Source organism: Thermaerobacter sp. PB12/4term (assembly GCF_003403315.2).
GTDB lineage: Bacteria > Bacillota > Sulfobacillia > Thermaerobacterales > Thermaerobacteraceae > Thermaerobacter.
This window is the reverse complement of the sequence record NZ_CP048407.1, coordinates 1,466,929-1,485,280: the sequence shown is the minus strand read 5'-3', so window position 1 is coordinate 1,485,280 and position 18,352 is coordinate 1,466,929. Positions and strand designations below refer to the sequence as shown.

Here is an 18,352-nt window from a genome sequence, read left to right as displayed (position 1 = left end):
TCCCTGTGGAGGCGATGCCCGTGCCATCTTCTGGCACCTCGAGTCTGGCAGGAAGGGTTCAAGACCCGCGTCAAGACCGGCGCCGAGGCCGCCGCCGCGGGGGACGGGACCGGTGAGGGTTCCCCTGGTGGGCCGCCGCTGGCAGGTTCGTCCGGCCGATCCGGCCGCTGCCCAGCGGCTGGCCCGGGCCCTGGAGGTGGCTCCCCTGACGGCCCGCGTGCTGGCCGCCCGCGGCTGGACGGACGTGGCGGCCGCCCGCCGCCTGCTGGACGGCTACCCCCTGCTGCACGATCCCTTCTTGCTGCCCGGTATGGAGGCGGCGGTGGCGCGGATCCGGACCGCCCTGGCCCGGGACGAGGGGATCCTGATCGTGGGCGACTACGACGTGGACGGGGTGGCGGCGGCGGCTCTGCTCTACCGCGGCCTGCAGGATTTCGAGCCCGGCGCCCGGGTGCAGGTCTACATCCCCGACCGGCACGGGGAGGGCTACGGCGTCCCGCCGGGGGCGCTGGAGGCCGCCCAGACCATGGGCGCGTCCCTGCTCATCACCGTGGACAACGGCATCGCGGCCCACGGGCCGCTGGGCGAGGCGGCGCGCCGGGGGCTGGACGTCATCGTCACCGATCACCACCAGCTGCAGGGCGAGTTGCCGCCGGCCCTGGCGGTGATCAACCCCCACCGTCCGGACAGTCGCTACCCCTGGCGCGGCCTCTGCGGCACCGGCGTGGTCTTCAAGCTGCTGCAGGCCCTGCTGGGGGACGAACCGGCTTCCCCCGTCTGGTGGCAGCTGGCTGCCCTGGCCACGGTGGCCGACGTGGTCCCCCTCCAGGACGAGAACCGGACCCTGGTGCAGCGGGGTCTGGCCGAGCTGGCCGCGTCGCCCCTGCCGGGGCTGGCGGCGCTGGCGGAGGTGGCGGGCCTGGGGGACACGCGGCTCGACGCCCACGGGGTGGCCTTCATCCTGGCGCCGCGCCTCAACGCGGCCGGCCGCATGGGCTCCGCCTACCAGGCGTGGGAGCTCCTGGCCACCGACCAGCGGGAGCGGGCCCGGGCCCTGGCCCTGGCCGTCGACCAGCTCAACCGGTTGCGCCGCCAGCAGGAAGACCTGGCCCTCGGGCAGGCCCTGCAGCGCCTGGAGCGGGGCGAGGGGCTGTACGGCGACGAGGTGATCGCCCTGGCCCACCCGGGCTGGCACCAGGGGGTGCTGGGGATCGTGGCGTCCCGCCTGGTCGACCTGTTCCACCGCCCGGCCCTGGTGGGCCGCCAGCAGGCCGAATGGATCACCGGTTCGGGGCGCAGCATCGCCGGGTTCCACCTGTTCCGGGCGCTGGCGTCTTGCTCCGGGCTCTTTGCCCGCTTCGGCGGCCATGCCCAGGCGGCAGGGTTCACCCTGCCGGCCGCCCGGTGGCGCGAGCTGGGGGAGCGGCTGGCGGCGGAGGCGCGCCGGTCCCTGAGCCCAGCCCAGCGAGTGCCGCTGGTGGAAGTGGACGCCGTGGCCCGCCCGGAGGAACTGACGTTGGAGGCCGTGCGCCAGCTGGAGCGGCTCGCCCCCTTCGGGGAAGGCAACCCCGAACCCGTGATCGCCCTGGCGGATCTGCCGCCCGCCGTGGCCCGGGTGGTGGGGGGCGGCGAGCACCTGCGGCTGGAATGGCCGGGCGGCTGGTCGGCGGTGGCCTTCGGTCTGGGCGAGCTGGCACGCCAGGTGGCCCAGGTGCCCCAGGTGGAGGTGGCCGTGCGGCCCCGGGTCGACGCTTACCGTGGCAACCTGCGGGTCGATCTCAGGGTCCAGGACCTGCGCCCGGCCGAACCTGCCCGGGCGGCGTGGCTGGCCGCCGAGTTGGAGCGGCGGCGGCGATGGACGGCCGAGCTTTACCCTGACCGTGCGGCCCTGGTACAGGTCTACACCGCCCTGGAGGAAGTCGCCCGCGCAAGGGAAGGGCAGGCGGCCCCAACCTCAGGGGGCTGGCTCCTGCCTGCGGGGCCTCGGGCCCTCCTGGACGCCCTGGCCGCCCGGCTGCCCGGGTGGCCGCGCCATACCCTGCAGGCTGCCCTGGAGATCCTGCGGGAAGCCGGGGTCCTGGCACCGGCGGGCGGCGCCGGCGGCGGGCCGGGACGGCCACCCGGCGGGCCTGCAGGCAGTCCCCCGCCGGCGGTACCTTCGGGTGCCGGGCCGGAGGCAGCGGCGGTCGCCGGCGGGGCGTGGGTGCTGGCACCGCGGGGACAGAAGGCCTTCGACCTCAACCGCAGCCCCCGCTACCGCACCGGGACCCTGCGCCGCCAGGTGCTGGACCGCGTGGCCGCCGCGCTGGCTGCAGGCCGCTGGGGGGAAGCCGAAGAGGTGCTGGCCCAGCCTCTGGCTGTACCGCTCCCTCTGGGATACAATGAACTGATAAGAAACGCCAAAGGGCTGCGGGGAAGCATCAACGGGCCGGGCGCAGGGAGCCGGGGCGGTCCCGGGGGACAAGACGCGCCGGGCGGCGCCTGAGCCTGCGGGCGCCGGAACGGCCGGACGGGCGACCTGGCCGGAGGAAAGGGGGTGCAGGCCCGTGGCCGTGGAGCTGCAGCCTTCCGTCACACCCGATGAGCTGATCCGCCGGGCCGGGCGGTATCTCGGCCCGGAGGACCTGGACTGGCTGCGCCGCGCCTTCGAGTTCGGGAAGGCGGCCCATCAGGGGCAGAAGCGGGCCTCGGGCCAGGACTTCATCGAGCACCCCCTGGCGGTGGCCCTCATCCTGGCCGATCTGGAGCTGGATGCCGCCACCCTGGTGGCGGCCCTGCTCCACGACACCGTGGAAGACACCCCGGTCACCCTGGAACAGGTGGAGCGGGAGTTCGGCCCCGAAGTGGCCCTGCTGGTGGACGGGGTGACGAAGCTCAACCAGATCGAGTGGCGCACCCGCCTGGAAGAGCAGGCGGAGAACCTGCGCAAGATGTTCCTGGCCATGGCCCGGGACATCCGGGTCGTGCTGATCAAGCTGGCCGACCGCCTGCACAACATGCGCACCCTGGCCGTGGTGCCGCGGGAGAAGCAGATCGCCAAGTCACGGGAGACCCTGGAGATCTTCGCGCCCCTGGCCCACCGCCTCGGCATGTCCCAGATCCAGTGGGAACTGGAAGACCTGGCCCTGCGCTACCTGGAGCCCGAGCGCTACCGGGAGCTGTCCGAGCGCATCCCCCGCAAGCGGGCGGAGCGGGAAGAGCTGGCCCAGGTGATCATCCGCACCCTACGCGCCAAGCTGACCGAGGCCGGCATCCGGGCGGACATCCAGGGGCGGGCCAAGCACTTCTACAGCATCTACCGCAAGATGTACGAGCAGGGCAAGGACCTGTCCCAGATCTACGACCTGATCGCCGTGCGGGTCATCGTGGACACGGTGAAGGACTGCTACGGGGCGCTGGGCGTGGTCCACACCATCTGGCGGCCGCTGCCCGGCCGCTTCAAGGACTACATCGCCACCCCCAAGTCCAACATGTACCAGTCCCTGCACACCACGGTGATCGGGCCCCAGGGCGAGCCCTTCGAGATCCAGATCCGCACCTGGGACATGCACCGCACCGCCGAGTACGGCATCGCCGCCCACTGGCGGTACAAGGAGCGGGGGCGTACCGACAAGGACTTCGACGCCAAGCTGGCCTGGTTGCGCCAGGTGCTGGAGTGGCAGAACGACCTGGGCGACGCCCGGGAGTTCATGGAGTCCCTGAAGATCGACGTCTTTTCCGACGAGGTCTTCGTCTTCACGCCCAAGGGGGACGTGATCGACCTGCCGGCGGGTTCCACCCCGGTGGACTTCGCCTTCCGGATCCACACGGAGATCGGCCACCGCTGCGTGGGCGCCAAGGTCAACGGCCGCATCGTGCCGCTGGACTACCGGCTGAAGAACGGGGACATCGTCGAGATCCTGACGAGCAAGCAATCCAGCGGTCCCAGCGCCGACTGGCTCCAGTTCGTGCGCACCTCCACGGCCCGCAGCCGGATCCGCCAGTGGCTCAAGAAGCAGCGGCGGGACGAGAACCTGGAGCGCGGGCGCCTCATGCTGGAGCACGAGCTCAGGGCCCACGGCCTGCCGGTGAAGGAGGTCTGGCGCAAGGACTGGCTGGATGAGGTGGCCGCCCGCTACAACCTGCCGGACGGCGAGGAACTGCTGGTATGTATCGGCTACGGCGGGGTGGCGGCGGGCCAGGTGGCGGGTCGCCTGCGGGACCTGTACCGCCGCCAGGGGGCCCCGCGGGAAGGGGTCGAGGCCGGCCCGGCCGTGCCCGAGGAGGTGCGGCGGTCCCGGCCCGCACCGGCGCGCGGCGCAGGGGTGCGGGTAGGCGGCCTGGACCATGTCCTGGTGCGCTTCTCCCGCTGCTGCAACCCGGTTCCCGGCGACCCCATCGTGGGATACGTGACCCGGGGCCGGGGGGTCTCGATCCACCGGGCCGATTGCAATATGCTCAAGGCGAGCCCCGAGGCCGGTCAGCGGCTGATCGACGTCAGCTGGGACCAGGTGGCGGGGCAGTCCTTCCCGGTGGCGGTGGAGATCGACTGCTACGACCGGGTGGGGCTGCTGTCCGACATCGCGGCGGTGGTGGCCGATACGCGGCGCAACATCCTGGCGGCGCGCACCCGCACCCACCGGGACGGCACGGCCACCATCGACCTGGTGGTGGAGGTCCAGAACCTGGAGCAGTTCGACCACCTGCGCCGGCAGCTGGAGCGGGTGCGGGACGTGATCCGGGTGGAGCGGGTGGTCAACCGGTAAGGGCCGCGGGCCGTGGCGGCCGCCGGACCGCGGGGGACCAGCAGCGGGAACGGAGGTCGGGTATGCGGGCCGTGATCCAGCGGGTGGCCCGGGCCTCGGTGCACACCGCCGGACAAGCCCCTCGCACCATCGGTCGAGGGGTCGTTGTTTTGCTGGGGGTGGAACGGGGCGACGGGCCGGCCGACGTGGAGTGGATGGCCGAAAAGATTGCGAACCTGCGCATCTTTCCCGGCGAAGGCGCGGCGGGCGGGAAGCACTTCGAGCGGTCCCTCCAGGACACGGAGGGCCACGTCCTCGTGGTGTCCCAGTTCACCCTGCTGGGGGATTGCCGGCGGGGGCGGCGGCCTTCTTTCAGCGCCGCCGCGCCCCCCGGGGAGGCCGAGCCCCTCTACCGGGCGGTGGCCGAGGCCCTGGCGGCGCGGGGCCTGTTCGTTCAGACGGGCTGGTTCGGCGCCGACATGCAGGTGGAACTGGTCAACGACGGGCCGGTGACCTTATGGCTCGACAGCCGGGCGTAGGGCCGGCCGGCGGGCTCGCCCGGCGGGCAGCTGGAGCCCCACCGGCGGCCCGCCGGGGCGGGGGGTGCGCGGGCCCGGCACCGGGTAGGGGGCAGCGGGTACGGCCGGAGGAACCGGCCCCCAGGGCCGGCAGCCAGGCGATGGCCGGCCCGCCGGGCGTACCGGCCGGCGGGCCCGAGGAGGGAAAGGTTTGGAGCGCATCCAGCGACCCCGAGGCACCTATGACGTGACCCCGGAAGAGGCGCCGCGGTGGCAGGCCCTTGAGGCCCGCATCCGCCACGTGGCCGCCCGCTTCGGCTTCGGCGAGCTGCGCACGCCCGTCATCGAGGCGCGGGAGCTGTTCCAGCGCACGGTGGGCGAGACGACGGACATCGTCCAGAAGGAGATGTACGTGCTGACCCCGCCGGGCAGCGACCGCCAGCTGGTCTTGCGGCCGGAGGGCACGGCGGCGGCGGTGCGGGCCTACCTGGAAAACGGGCTGCACAACGGCCCCCAGCCGGTCAAGCTCTTCTACATCCAGCCCATGTTCCGCCACGAGCGGCCCCAGGCGGGGCGCTACCGCCAGCACGTCCAGTTCGGCGCCGAGATCTTCGGGGCGGGGGAGGCGACGGCCGATGCGGAGATGATCGCGCTGGCCATGACCCTCTTCGCGGAGCTGGGGCTGGAGGGCCTGGAGGTGCACCTCAACAGCATCGGCTGCCCCGCCTGCCGCCCCCGTTACCGGCAGGCGCTGCTGGACTATTACCGGCCCCGGGCGGCGGAGCTGTGCGCCGACTGCCGGGCGCGGCTGGAGACCAACCCGCTGCGCCTGCTGGACTGCAAGTTGCCGGCGGACCAGCCCCACAAGGCCGGGGCGCCCCGCACGGTGGACTACCTGTGCGAAGACTGTCGGGCCCACTTTGACGAGCTGCAGGCGGCACTGGACGCCCTGGGGATCGCCTACCGGCTCGACCCCGGCCTGGTGCGCGGGCTGGACTACTACACCCGGACCGTCTTCGAGATCAAGTACGGCGGCCTGGGCGCCCAGGACACCGTCTGCGGCGGCGGCCGCTACGATGGCCTGATCGAGCTCCTGGGCGGGCCGCCCACGCCGGGCGTGGGCTTCGGCATGGGCCTGGAGCGCCTCCTGCTCACCCTGGAGGCGGCGGGTCGCCAGCCGGGGGCCCGCCGGCCCCTGGACGCCTTCGTGGCGGTGACGGGCCAGGTGCCGCGGGCGCGGGTCCTGGCCCTGGTGCAGGAGCTGCGCCGCCAGGGCCTGGCCGTGGACATGGACCATGTAGGCCGGAGCCTCAAGGCCCAGCTGCGGGCCGCCGGGCGGCTCCCAGTGCGCTATGCCGTCATCCTGGGGGATGACGAGTGGGCCCGCGGCGAGGCGGCGGTGCGGGAGCTGGCGTCGGGCCGGCAGCGGCCGGTGCCCCTGGGGGAGCTGGCCGCGGTCCTCCGGTCGGGGGTCGAGGCCGGCGCGGCGGAGACGAGGGGATCGGCGGAGGTGGACCGGGCATGACGGCGATGGACGAATCCGGCCGGGAAGGGGCCGCCCTGGCGCCGGCCCTCAGTTCCTGGCGGGGGGATCGCATGGGCCGGGACCTGGGATGCGGCGAGGTGCGACCGGAGCACGTGGGCCGGACATTGACGGTGGCCGGCTGGGTCCACCGGGTGCGGGACCTGGGCGGGCTGCGCTTCGTCGAGGTGCGCGACCGCACGGGGCGCCTGCAGTTGGTGATCAACCGGGCGGAAGCGCCGCCGGAGGTGGTGCAGGCGGCGGAAGGGCTGCGGGCCGAGTTCGTCGTCGCCGCCCGGGGCACCGTGCGCCGCCGGGCGCCGGAGGCGGTCAACCCGCGGCTGGCCACGGGCGAGGTGGAACTGGTGCCCGCCCAGCTTTGGATCCTGGCGACCAGCAAGACGCCGCCCTTTGAGCTCGATGCCGCCGCCGAGGTGGACGAGGGCCTGCGGCTGCGCTACCGCTACCTGGACCTGCGGCGGCCGGCCATGTTCCGCAATCTGTGGCTGCGCCACCGGGCCTACCAGGTGGTGCGCCGGTACTTCGACCGCAACGGCTTCCTCGAGGTGGAGACCCCCATGCTCACCCGGAGCACGCCCGAGGGGGCCCGCGACTACCTGGTGCCCAGCCGCCTGTATCCCGGGCGCTTCTACGCGCTGCCCCAGTCGCCCCAGCTGTTCAAGCAGCTTTTGATGGTGGGCGGGATCGAGCGCTACTTCCAGATCGTGCGCTGCTTCCGGGACGAGGACCTGCGCGCCGACCGGCAGCCCGAGTTCACCCAGATCGACGTGGAGATGAGCTTCGTCGACGTGGAGGACGTGCTGGCCATGGCGGAGGGCATGATAGCCGAGCTGTGGCAGGAGCTGCTGGGCGTTCAGGTCCCCCTGCCCCTGCCGCGGCTGACCTACGCCGAGGCCATGGCCCGGTACGGCAGCGACAAGCCGGACCTGCGCTACGAGCCTGCCGTGGTGGACGTCAGCGACGTGTTCGTCCGGACCGGCTTTCGCGGGTTCCAGGCGGCCCTGGCGTCCGGCGGGGCGGTGCGGGCCCTGCGCGCACCGGGCGGTGCGGCCCTGTCCCGCAAGGAGCTGGACGCCCTCAACGAGGCGGCCCGGGCCGCGGGCAGCCCGGGCGTGGCCTGGATCGCGGTGCCGGAACCCGATCCTGAGACCTGGCGGGGTCCGGTGGTGAAGTTCTTCACTCCGGAGGAACGAGCCGCCCTGGCCGGCCGGCTGGAGCTCAAGGCGGGCGACCTGGTCCTGCTGGCGGCGGACGAGCCCGAGCGGGCCTCGGTGGTGCTGGGCAAGCTGCGTCTGCAGCTGGCGGAGCGGCTGGAGTGGCCGCGGGTCAAGGAATGGGCCTTCGCCTGGGTGGTGGACTTCCCCCTGCTGGAGTGGGACGAGGACGAGCAGCGCTACGTAGCGCGCCATCACCCCTTCACCTCGCCCCGGGACGAGGATCTGGACCGCCTGGAGTCGGATCCGGCCGGCGTGCGCGCCAGGGCGTACGACCTGGTGCTCAACGGCTACGAGATCGGCGGCGGCAGCATCCGGATCCACCGGCGGGACGTGCAGGAGCGGGTGTTCCGGGCCATCGGCCTGCCCCCGGAGAAGGCCCGGGAGCGCTTCGGCTTCCTCCTGGAAGCCTTTGAGTACGGCCCGCCGCCCCACGGCGGCATCGCCTTCGGCTTCGACCGCATCGTGATGCTGGCGGCGGGGGCGTCCAGCATCCGGGACGTCATCGCCTTCCCCAAGACGGCCCGCGCGGTCGACCCGCTGACCGGCGCCCCGGCGGAGGTGGACCCCGGCCAGCTGGAGGAGCTGCACCTGCGCATCCAGCAGCGGTAAGCCCGGCCCGCGGCGCCGGCCATCTCCAGCCTTTCACCGTTGAAGGGGCCGGGGGCCCGTGCTACGATGAAGGCGCACGAGCGGAGCGGCACGAGCCACCCTGCGGTGCGCGTGGTGTGCAAGAAGTCTTGATCCAACACCAAGACAAAGGGAGCCCGGCTCTCCGCGGCCTGCGTCCATGCCCCCACGGTCAGGGGACGGGCAAGACGGTCGTGGGAGGGCACCCACCTGTGGGGGAGCGGGTTCAAAGACTCTGGCGCCACGGCACACGCGGGGTGTGCCTTTTGAAAGGCATCCGGCCGGGCAAGGGCCCGGCCGGTTTTGTGTTTTGTACGGCGTGCCGCCGGGCGGTGCCCTGGCGGGGAGAGCCCGGTGGCGCCGGTGGCCGGGCCGTTGTCCCGGCCCGGCCATTGTGGTTTAAGATGGTGCTGTACCCAGACCGGCCGGCAGGATCGGCGCCGGCCTCGGGACCCCCGGCGTCGGGACCGCCGGTTGCGGGGCGGACGCCGGTGCCGGGTCCTCGCGGTCCGGGCGCCGGTGCCGCCCATGGCTCGCCGGTGGCGCCCGCGGCTTCGGCCCGCCGCGATTCCCCGGGTTTTCCCCTGGCGTGCAGGGCCCGGGCTGCGGGTCCCGGGGTGCGGGGCTGGGGATAGGCCGGCACCGCCGCTGGCGGCGCCCGGCCCCCGGGGCCGGCAGGCGCCAGCCAGCGGCCCCAGGGTCAGGAAGAAGGAGGCGCAGGCATGGCAGCGGGCATTCTGGATCTCACCGCCGACCAGTTCGACGCGGAGGTACTGCAGTCCGACCAGCCGGTGCTGGTCGACTTCTGGGCGCCCTGGTGCGGCCCGTGCCGCATGATCGCTCCCATCGTGGAGGAGATTGCGCAGGAATATGCCGGCCGGCTGAAGGTCGCCAAGTTGAACGTGGACGACCACGGCGTCATCGCCGGCCGCTACGGCGTCATGTCCATTCCCACCCTCCTGGTCTTCAAGGGCGGCCAGCCCGTGGCCCGCATCGTGGGCTTCCGTCCCAAGGAAGAGCTGGAGCAGGAGATCCTCAAGGCCATCGGCTGAGGGGAACCGGCCACGCCGCGGGGCTGCGGTCGCCAGGGCCGCAGCCCCGCCCGTGTATTGCGGGCCGGCGGGGATCCTTGGAACCCGGGGGCGTGGGGGCCGGAGCGGGAGGCTGGGCCATGGGCGGGCACGATCGGGGGAGAGGGGCGGGGCCACCGCCCGCAGCGGGGGGCGAGTCGCCAGGGAGCCGGGCCGGCCGCAGCGGCTTTCCGTTACACCGGTCCGGCCCTTCCCGGGCCGGTGCCGGCGGCCGCGGCGCGCCCGCGGCTCCGGCGGCCCCACCGTCGCCGGCGGGCGCATTCCCTTGTCCCGCCTGCGGAGCGCAACTTTCGCGCCGGCCCTGGGGATGGCTCTGCCCCCGGTGCGGGTTCCACCCCACCTGAGGACAGGATTGCTGACCGCCCGGGAGGCGGTCGGGAGAGGAGAAGCAGCCGTGGCGGACATCATCGACTTCCGCAGCGACACCGTCACCCAGCCCACGCCCGCCATGCGCCGGGCCATGGCCCAGGCGGAGGTGGGCGATGACGTCTACGGCGAGGATCCCACGGTCCGGCGCCTGGAAGAGGTGGCGGCCGAGCGGCTGGGCAAGGCGGCCGGGCTGTTCTTCCCCAGCGGCACCATGGCGAACCAGGCGGCGGTGCTGGCCCACACGCGCCGCGGCGACGAGGTGCTGCTGGAGGAAGAATCCCACATCTATTACTACGAGGTGGGCGGCGTGGCCTTGCTGGCCGGTTGCCAGGTGCGGCCCCTTCCGTCCCGGCGCGGGGTGCTGGATCCGGCGGTGGTCGAGGCCACCATCCGGCCCGCCAACATCCACTTCCCGCCGCCGCGGCTCCTTTGCCTGGAGAACACCCACAACCGCTGGGGCGGCACCGTGATGACGGCGGAAGAGACGGCCGCCGTGGCCGAGGTGGCCCACCGCCACGGCCTCAAGGTCCACCTGGACGGGGCTCGCATCTTCAACGCGGCGGTCGCCCTGGGGGTGCCGGCCGACCGCCTGGCGGCCCCGGCCGATTCGGTGATGTTCAGCCTGTCGAAGGGGCTGGGCTGCCCCGTGGGCTCCGTGCTGGTGGGTGACCGGGAGTTCATCGCCGAGGCGCGCCGTTACCGCAAAGCCCTGGGTGGCGGCATGCGGCAGGCGGGCATCCTGGCGGCGGCGGGCCTGGTGGCCCTGGACGAGATGATCGACCGCCTGGCCGAAGACCACGCCCTGGCGCGCCGGCTGGCCGAGGGCCTGGCCAGCCTGCCGGGGGTCCGGGTCGACATGGAGACGGTCCAGACCAACATGGTGATGGCCGACGTCAGCGGCACGGGCCGGACGGCCTACCAGCTGGCCGGGGAGCTGGCGGCCGCCGGGGTCAAGGTCAACGCCGTGGACGCCCACCGGCTGCGCTGGGTCACCCACAAGGACGTGGGACCGGCCGACGCGGACCGGGCGCTGGCCATCTTCCACCGGATCCTGACCCAAGGCTGACGCGGGCGGCCCGGCCGGGAAGGCCGCCCGGAAGGAGCGGGGCGAGGGTGGTGCCAAAGGGCACGCCTGGAGCCGGCAAGGACAAGCCGGAACAAGACCTCTTTGCCAGGGCGGCGGAGGAACGGGCCCGGCAGCAAGCGCCCCTGGCCGAGCGCATGCGGCCCCGCACCCTGGAGGAGTTCGTGGGCCAGCAGCACCTGGTGGGCCCGGGGCGGCTGCTGCGGCGGGCCATCGAAGCGGACCGCCTGGGGTCGATCATCCTCTGGGGCCCGCCCGGCTCGGGCAAGACGACCCTGGCCCGGATCATCGCCCGCACCACCCGGGCCCACTTCGAGCCCCTCAACGCCGTCACCGCGGGGGTGGGCGACCTGCGGCGGGTGGTGGAGGAGGCCCGGGAGCGGTGGGCCCTGCAGGGCCGCTCGACGGTGCTCTTCGTCGACGAGGTCCACCGCTGGAACCGGGCCCAGCAGGACGCCCTGCTGCCCCACCTGGAGAGCGGCCTGGTGGCCCTGATCGGCGCCACCACGGAGAACCCCTACTTCGCCTGCGTCCCACCACTGGTTTCGCGGGCCCGGATCTTCCGGCTGGAGCCCCTTTCCGATGACGACATGCGGCAGCTTCTGATGCGCGCCCTGGCCGATTCCGAGCGGGGCCTGGGGCGGTACCGCGTGGAGGTGGACCCGGCCGCCCTGGAACACCTGGTGAGGGTGGCCGGCGGGGACGCCCGCACGGCCCTGAACGCCCTGGAGCTGGCCGTGCTCACCACGCCGCCGGGTGAGGACGGGGTGCGGCGCATCACCCTGGCGGTGGCCGAGGAGTCCATCCAGCGGCGGGCCCTGGCCTACGACCCCGCAGGGGACGAGCACTACGACCACATGTCGGCCCTGATCAAGAGCATCCGCGGCTCCGACCCCGATGCCGCCGTCTACTGGCTGGCCCGGATGCTCTATGCGGGCGAGGATCCCCGCACCATCGCCCGGCGCCTGCTGGTCCATGCGGCGGAGGACGTGGGCCTGGCCGATCCGAGGGCCCTGCAGGTGGCGGCCGCGGCGGCCACGGCGGCGGAGCAGGTGGGCATGCCCGAAGCCCGCATCCCCCTGGCGGAAGCCGTGCTCTACCTGGCCACGGCACCCAAGAGCAATTCGGTGATCCGGGCCGTGGACGCGGCCTGGAGAGCCGTGGAAGAACAGGCCATCGCCGGGGTGCCCCGGCACCTGCGGGATGCCCACTACCGGGGCGCCCGGGCCCTGGGGCACGGCCAAGGGTACCGCTATCCCCACGACTTCCCGGGCCATTTCGTGCGGCAGCAGTACCTGCCGAACGAGCTTCTGGGCGCCCGCTTCTATGTCCCCAGCGACCAGGGGTATGAGGGCCGCCTGGCGCCCGTCATCGAAGCCCGGCGGGGGCCGGCCGGACCGGCGCGGGGACAGCCGGCCCGGGGGCCGAGCCGGGCCGATGAGGAAGACCTCCCGTCCCGGCAAGGGAGGTCGCGGGCCGGGCAGCCTCGAGGGGCGCAGGCACCCTCCGCGGACGGGGAACCTGAGGGCGGAGGAACGCCCTTCACGCCCCGCGAAGAGTAGCCCGGCGGCCGGGGCCCGCCCGGCGAGCAGCGGCCCCGGCCGGGGAAGGAGCGCATCGGCGATCGCGATGGCAGGCTATCTTGAGGTGATCACCGGCGGCATGTTCTCGGGCAAGACGGAGGAGCTGCTGCGCCGGGTCCAGCGGGCGCGCATCGCCCGGCGGCGGGTCCTCCTGTGCAAGCCCGACCTGGACCACCGCTACCGGCGGGACGCCGTCGCCTCCCACGACGGGCGCGACCTGGCGGCCGTGGTGGTGCCCGCCGGCCGCCCGCAGGAGATCCCCGTCCTGGCGGCCCGGTCGGCGGCGGAGGTGGTGGGCATCGACGAGGCCCAGTTCTTCGCACCGCCCATCGTCCAGGCCGTGCTGGACATGGTCGCCGCCGGCCTGCGGGTCATCGTCTCGGGGCTCGACATGGACTTCGCCCGCCGCCCGTTCGGCCCCATGCCCGAGCTGATGGCCCTGGCGGACGAGGTGCTCAAGCTGAAGGCCATCTGCGTGGTCTGCGGGGAGCCCGCCACCTTCACCCAGCGGCTCATCGGCGGCCGGCCCGCGGCCCCCGACGACCCGGTGATCCTGATCGGCGGCCACGAGTCGTACGAGCCCCGGTGCCGGCGCCACCACCAGTTGGGCGAGCCCCAAGCGGCCGCCGGCCGGCAGGCCGCCCCGGCCCGGGACCGGGGGCCGGCGGATAACACCGGCGGGCTCCGGTCTCCGTAGACCGGAGGCCGCCGGCGCCGGCGACGGCGGGAGCGACGTCCCTTGCCGCCCGCGGTGGACCCCCGAGCCCGCGGGCTTGTCCGCCTGGTGGCGGCAGGGAGGGACGGCGCCGCGCGGCGGGCGCGGGGAGAAGGGTTGAGAGGAGGGCGCCTATGGAGGACCGGGGTTCGGGTGCACCGGCGGGCGCGACGCCGCCGGCCCTCGGCCGGCGGCAGCTGGCGGGCCTGATCGACCACACCCTGCTCAAGCCCGAGGCCACGCCCGAGCAGGTGGAGCAGCTCTGCCGGGAGGCGGTGGAACACGGTTTCGCCTCGGTGTGCATCAACCCGGTGTACGTCCCCCTGGCCGCGGAGCTCCTGGCTGGGGCGGGGCCGGTGGTGTGCACCGTGATCGACTTTCCCCTGGGTGCCGGGTCGGCCGCCGACAAGGCCCGCCAGGCCGAGGCGGCCCTGGCCGCCGGGGCGCGGGAGCTGGACGTGGTGCAGCCCATCGGCCTCCTCAAGGCGGGGCGCCACCGGGAGGTGGTGGCCCACCTGCACGGCGTGGTGGCCGCGGCCCGCCCGGCGGGAGCGCTGGTCAAGGTGATCCTGGAAACGGGCCTCTTGAGTCCCGAGGAGATCGACCTGTCCTGCCGGCTGGCCCTGGAGGCGGGGGCCGACTTCGTCAAGACGTCCACCGGCTTCGGGCCGGGCGGGGCCACGGAAGAGGCGGTGCGCCGCATGCGGGCGGCGGTGGGGCCCGGCAAAGGGGTCAAGGCTTCGGGCGGCATTCGGGACTATGAGGCGGCCTGCCGGATGGTGGCGGCCGGCGCGAACCGCATCGGTGCCAGCGCCAGCCTGGCCATCCTGGCCGGGGCGCCGGACGAACCAGCCTAGGCCGCCAGCCGCCGGGGCGGGCGGTGCAGGCAGGGCGGTGCCCGGGCCCCAGGTGCGGGCGCGCCCGAGAGCGGCGAGGGAGGCGGGGCGGTTGCGAGCCTACGATCTGATCCTGAAGAAGCGCGACGGCGGCACCCTGACCCGGGAGGAGATCGAGTGGTGGGTGGATGGCATCGCCCGCCGCACCATCCCCGACGAGCAGGTGGCGGCGTGGGCCATGGCCGTGTTCTTCCGCGGCATGGATGCCCGGGAGACGGCGGACCTGACCCGGGCCATGGCCTTTTCCGGCGAGACCGTCGACCTCAGCGGCATCCCCGGCGTCAAGGTCGACAAGCACAGCACGGGCGGCGTGGGTGACACCACCACCCTGGTGCTGGCGCCGCTGGTGGCGGCGGCGGGCATCCCGGTGGCCAAGCTGTCGGGGCGCGGCCTGGGCCACACGGGCGGCACGCTGGACAAGCTGGAATCCTTCCCGGGCTTCCGGGTGGAACTGAGCCGGGACGAGTTCGCCCGCCAGGTTCGGGAGCTGGGCATCGCCGTGGCCGGCCAGACGGCCGACCTGGTGCCAGCCGACAAGCGGCTCTACGCCCTTCGGGACGTGACGGCGACGGTCGACAGCATCCCGCTGATCGCTGCCAGCATCATGTCCAAGAAGATCGCCGGCGGCGCCGACGCCATCGTCCTCGACGTCAAGACGGGCTCGGGCGCCTTGATGAAATCCCTGGACGGCGCCCTGGAGCTGGCCCGGTTGATGGTCGACATCGGCCGCCACCTGGGCCGCCGGGTGGTCGCCCTGGTGACGGACATGAACCAGCCCCTGGGGCGCGCCGTGGGCAACGCCCTGGAGGTCCGGGAGGCCATCGCCACCCTGCGGGGCCAGGGGCCGGCGGAGCTGGTGGAACTCTGCCTGGCCGTGGGCGGCACCATGGCCTGGCTGGGCGGCAGGGTGCCGGATCCCGAGGCGGGGCGCCGGCTCTTGGCCCGGCACCTGGAGGCGGGCGACGGCCTGGCCATGCTGCGCCGGCTGGTGGAGGCCCAGGGGGGCGACCCCCGGGCCGTCGACGACCCCGAGCGCCTGCCCCAGGCCCGTTACCGCCAGGTGTTCACCGCCCCACGCAGCGGGTACCTGACCGCCATGGACGCCCAGGCGGTGGGGACGGCCGCCATGGTCCTGGGGGCGGGCCGCGCCCGCAAGGACGACGTCATCGACCTGGCCGCCGGCCTGGTCATGCTCAGGCGGTTGGGCCAGCGGGTGGAGGCGGGCGAGCCGCTGGTGGAGCTGCACTTCAACGACCCCGCGCGGCTGGAGGCGGCCCGCGGCTGGCTGGAGCGGGCCTTCACCCTCGCGGACGAACCGGCCCCCGTGCCGCCCCTGATCCATGCCGTGGTAGGCGCGGAGCTGGCGCCGGGGAGCCCGGCGGTGCCGGGATCGACCGCGGCCGCGGGGTCCGGCGGGGTTCCTGGGGCGGGCGTGGCGGCCGGGGTGACGGGTGCCTCGCCGGCGGCGATCCGGGTGACGGAGGTGGCCCCGGCGGCCGGGTCGTCCGATCCGGTCAGGGCAGGGGCCGCGGCGGGCGCAACGGGTGCGGCCGCCGTACCTTCCGGCTGGGAGCCCCTGGTGCAGCTGGCCCGGGCAGCCCGGCAGTCGGCCATCGCCCCCTTCTCCCGCTACCGGGTGGGGGCGGTGCTGGAGGCGGCGGACGGCCGGATCTTCACCGGTGCCAACATCGAAAACGCCAGCTTCGGGCTGACCATGTGCGCGGAGCGGGTGGCCCTGTTCAAGGCGCTGTCCGAGGGGGTGCGCCAGTTCCGGCGCATCGTCATCACCGCCGACGGGCCCGAACCAGCCTTCCCTTGCGGCGCCTGCCGGCAGCTCCTGTTCGAGTACGCGCCGGGCCTGGCGGTGTGGGTCGACGGCCAGCCGGCCCCCCAGCCCATCGAGGCCCTGTTGCCCCACGGCTTCCGCCTGCAACGCTGACGGCCGTCCTGGGGCCGGCCAGGGCGGGAGGGACCAGAAGACGCTGCCGGCCGGTACCTACCGCGTGATGGCCGGCGGTTACCTGACCGGGCCGCAGTCCTATCGCGGCACCCTGACGGTCCACTACATCCTGCGCGGGCGCTGAGGGAACGGGGGGCACCGGCCACAGCCCCGCGGCATCCCGGCGACGGGCCTTTGACAGGGCCCGCCGCGGCATGCTAGCATGGCCGTGAGAAAACCCAGTGAATCAGTGGGAATTGGCACGCCCGGCCGGTTTTTCCGGCCGGGCGCGCACTGTGCACGACTGCGAGGGTCAGGTCATGCAACTTTCCACGCGGGGTCGCTACGGCGTGCGGGCGATGTACGAGCTGGCGCGCCGCTATGGGCAGGGGCCGGTGCCCCTGCGGGAAGTGGCCGACGCCCAGAACCTGCCGGAGAACTATCTGGAGCAGCTGATGGCGCCGCTGCGCAAGGGCGGGCTGGTGCAGAGCGTGCGCGGCGCCCAGGGCGGCTACGTGCTGGCCCGGGATCCCGCCCAGATCACCGTAGCCGACATCGTCCGCCTGCTGGACGGCCCCATCGGCCCGGAAACGGACCAGGAGGCCACGGGAACCCCCTCGGTGGCGGACCCGGTCTGGGAAGAGGTCCGGCGCGCCATCACCGGGGTCCTGGAGGGCACCACCCTGGCCGATCTTTGCCGCCAGGCGGAAGAGCGCCAGCGCCGGGGCTACATGTTTTACATTTAATTGGTAAGTCGCCTAGTCAGTTGCCGCTAGTTAGCTGCTTGCAGCCCATTCCTGGGGAAGACACCGGCACCCATGGTAGGGGGAAGGAGGTGGTGACGGTGACCCGCCGCGTCTACCTGGACCATGCCGCCACCACGCCCGTGCGGCCGGAGGTGCAACGGCGCATGCTCGACGTGCTGGCGGAAGCCTGGGGCAACCCGTCCAGCCTCCACTACGCCGGGCGGGCGGCCCGGGCCGTGCTGGACGAGGCGCGGGCCCAGGTGGCCGGGCTCCTCGGGTGCCGGCCGCGGGAGATCGTCTTCACCTCGGGCGGCACCGAGGCCGACAATCTGGCCTTGAAGGGCGTCGCCCTGGCCCACGCCGGGCGCGGCCGGCACATCGTCACCACCGCCATTGAGCACCATGCGGTGCTCCACGCCTGCGCCGCCCTGGAGCGGCAGGGCTTTGCCGTCACCTATGTTCCGGTGGACGGCCAGGGCCGGGTCGACCCGGAGCAGGTGCTGGCCGCCCTGCGACCCGACACCATCCTGGTGTCGGTCATGCTGGTGAACAACGAGGTGGGGACGGTCCAGCCCGTGGCCGAGATCGCCCGGGCCGCGCGGGCGCGCGGGGTGCTGGTCCACACCGACGCCGTCCAGGCGGCGGGCGTGCTGCCGCTGGACGTGGAGACTTTGGGGGTCGACCTGCTGAGCCTCTCGGCCCACAAGATCGGCGGGCCCAAGGGCGCCGGTGCGCTGTACGTCCGGGCCGGCACCCAGCTGCTGCCCCTGCTGGACGGCGGCGGGCAGGAGCGCCGCCTGCGGGCAGGCACCGAGAACACCGCGGCCATCGCGGGCTTTGGCCTGGCGGCGGAGCTGGCCGCCCGGGAGCGGGAGGGCAAGGCGGCGCGGCTGGCGGCGCTGCAGCGGCGCCTGGAGGAGGGCATCGTGGCCCGCATCCCCGGTGCGCGCATCCACGGCGCAGGGGCGCCGCGGGCGCCCCACATCAGCAGCATCGGGCTGCCCGGGGTGACGGCCGACACGGTGCTGATCCAGCTGGATCTGGAGGGCATCGCAGCCTCCAGCGGCGCCGCCTGCAGCGCGGGCACGCCGGAGCCCTCCCACGTGCTCCAGGCCATGGGCCTGTCGGAGCGGGAAGCCTTCAGCGCCATTCGCCTTTCCCTGGGCGACGGGACCACCGAGGAGGACGTGGACCGGGTCCTGGAGGTCCTGCCCCGGGTGGTGGAACGGGCGCGCCGCGCCCAAAGCCTGGGGCTGGTGGCCGGCCGCTAGGCCACTTGCGGAGGCAGTGGCGGGTACAC

Annotated in this window: 13 protein-coding genes and 1 other RNA gene; all 14 read left to right on the top strand. The window is 73.8% G+C overall.

The window, feature by feature from the left end; all coding sequences use genetic code 11:
* Window positions 1-112: 112 nt before the first annotated feature.
* Window positions 113-2,485: a single-stranded-DNA-specific exonuclease RecJ gene (gene recJ, locus DYI95_RS06185; protein WP_116900643.1), complete on the top strand. Its 2,373-nt coding sequence runs from the start codon at window positions 113-115 to the stop codon at window positions 2,483-2,485.
* A 61-nt stretch (window positions 2,486-2,546) separates the two neighbouring features.
* Entirely contained in the window at window positions 2,547-4,745 is a 2,199-nt protein-coding gene (locus tag DYI95_RS06180; RefSeq protein WP_116900644.1) for a bifunctional (p)ppGpp synthetase/guanosine-3',5'-bis(diphosphate) 3'-pyrophosphohydrolase, read from the top strand.
* 62 nt (window positions 4,746-4,807) lie between these two features.
* Complete coding sequence (gene dtd, locus DYI95_RS06175) at window positions 4,808-5,263, top strand: D-aminoacyl-tRNA deacylase (RefSeq protein ID WP_116900645.1); 456 nt, start codon at window positions 4,808-4,810, stop codon at window positions 5,261-5,263.
* Window positions 5,264-5,453: 190 nt separating this feature from the next.
* Window positions 5,454-6,767 carry a histidine--tRNA ligase gene (gene hisS, locus DYI95_RS06170; RefSeq protein ID WP_116900646.1) on the top strand — a complete coding sequence of 438 codons (1,314 nt, stop codon included), beginning with the start codon at window positions 5,454-5,456 and terminating at the stop codon, window positions 6,765-6,767.
* On the top strand, window positions 6,764-8,611 hold the full coding sequence (gene aspS, locus DYI95_RS06165) for an aspartate--tRNA ligase (RefSeq protein ID WP_116900647.1): 1,848 nt from the start codon (window positions 6,764-6,766) through the stop codon (window positions 8,609-8,611). The genes hisS and aspS overlap by 4 nt, the downstream gene beginning before the upstream one ends.
* 94 nt (window positions 8,612-8,705) lie before the next feature.
* Window positions 8,706-8,892, top strand: a non-coding RNA gene (ssrS, locus tag DYI95_RS06160) — 6S RNA.
* A 459-nt stretch (window positions 8,893-9,351) separates the two neighbouring features.
* The gene (gene trxA / locus DYI95_RS06155; protein WP_116900648.1) at window positions 9,352-9,681 is read left to right on the top strand and encodes a thioredoxin; all 330 of its coding nucleotides are present in this window, start codon (window positions 9,352-9,354) and stop codon (window positions 9,679-9,681) included.
* A gap of 433 nt (window positions 9,682-10,114) precedes the next feature.
* The gene (locus tag DYI95_RS06150; RefSeq protein ID WP_116900649.1) at window positions 10,115-11,155 is read left to right on the top strand and encodes a low specificity L-threonine aldolase; all 1,041 of its coding nucleotides are present in this window, start codon (window positions 10,115-10,117) and stop codon (window positions 11,153-11,155) included.
* 47 nt (window positions 11,156-11,202) lie between these two features.
* Window positions 11,203-12,735 carry an AAA family ATPase gene (locus tag DYI95_RS06145; RefSeq protein WP_116900650.1) on the top strand — a complete coding sequence of 511 codons (1,533 nt, stop codon included), beginning with the start codon at window positions 11,203-11,205 and terminating at the stop codon, window positions 12,733-12,735.
* A 67-nt stretch (window positions 12,736-12,802) separates the two neighbouring features.
* On the top strand, window positions 12,803-13,453 hold the full coding sequence (locus DYI95_RS06140; protein ID WP_116900651.1) for a thymidine kinase: 651 nt from the start codon (window positions 12,803-12,805) through the stop codon (window positions 13,451-13,453).
* 152 nt (window positions 13,454-13,605) lie between these two features.
* The gene (gene deoC, locus DYI95_RS06135; RefSeq protein WP_116900652.1) at window positions 13,606-14,328 is read left to right on the top strand and encodes a deoxyribose-phosphate aldolase; all 723 of its coding nucleotides are present in this window, start codon (window positions 13,606-13,608) and stop codon (window positions 14,326-14,328) included.
* A gap of 91 nt (window positions 14,329-14,419) precedes the next feature.
* Window positions 14,420-16,306 (top strand): pyrimidine-nucleoside phosphorylase, encoded by a 1,887-nt coding sequence (locus DYI95_RS06130; protein ID WP_116900653.1) that lies wholly within the window; start codon window positions 14,420-14,422, stop codon window positions 16,304-16,306.
* A gap of 320 nt (window positions 16,307-16,626) precedes the next feature.
* Window positions 16,627-17,052, top strand: coding sequence for an Rrf2 family transcriptional regulator (locus tag DYI95_RS06125; RefSeq protein WP_116900654.1), 426 nt, complete (start codon window positions 16,627-16,629; stop codon window positions 17,050-17,052).
* A gap of 98 nt (window positions 17,053-17,150) precedes the next feature.
* Window positions 17,151-18,323, top strand: a complete 1,173-nt coding sequence (locus DYI95_RS06120; protein ID WP_116900662.1) for a cysteine desulfurase family protein — start codon at window positions 17,151-17,153, stop codon at window positions 18,321-18,323.
* Window positions 18,324-18,352: the final 29 nt, after the last annotated feature.

Coding starts and splice junctions, on each gene's coding strand:
- dtd (WP_116900645.1), top strand. CDS start 4,808: ATGCGGGCCGTGATCCAGCGGGTGGCCCGGGCCTCGGTGCACACCGCC.
- trxA (WP_116900648.1), top strand. CDS start 9,352: ATGGCAGCGGGCATTCTGGATCTCACCGCCGACCAGTTCGACGCGGAG.
- aspS (WP_116900647.1), top strand. CDS start 6,764: ATGACGGCGATGGACGAATCCGGCCGGGAAGGGGCCGCCCTGGCGCCG.
- DYI95_RS06125 (WP_116900654.1), top strand. CDS start 16,627: ATGCAACTTTCCACGCGGGGTCGCTACGGCGTGCGGGCGATGTACGAG.
- DYI95_RS06140 (WP_116900651.1), top strand. CDS start 12,803: ATGGCAGGCTATCTTGAGGTGATCACCGGCGGCATGTTCTCGGGCAAG.
- deoC (WP_116900652.1), top strand. CDS start 13,606: ATGGAGGACCGGGGTTCGGGTGCACCGGCGGGCGCGACGCCGCCGGCC.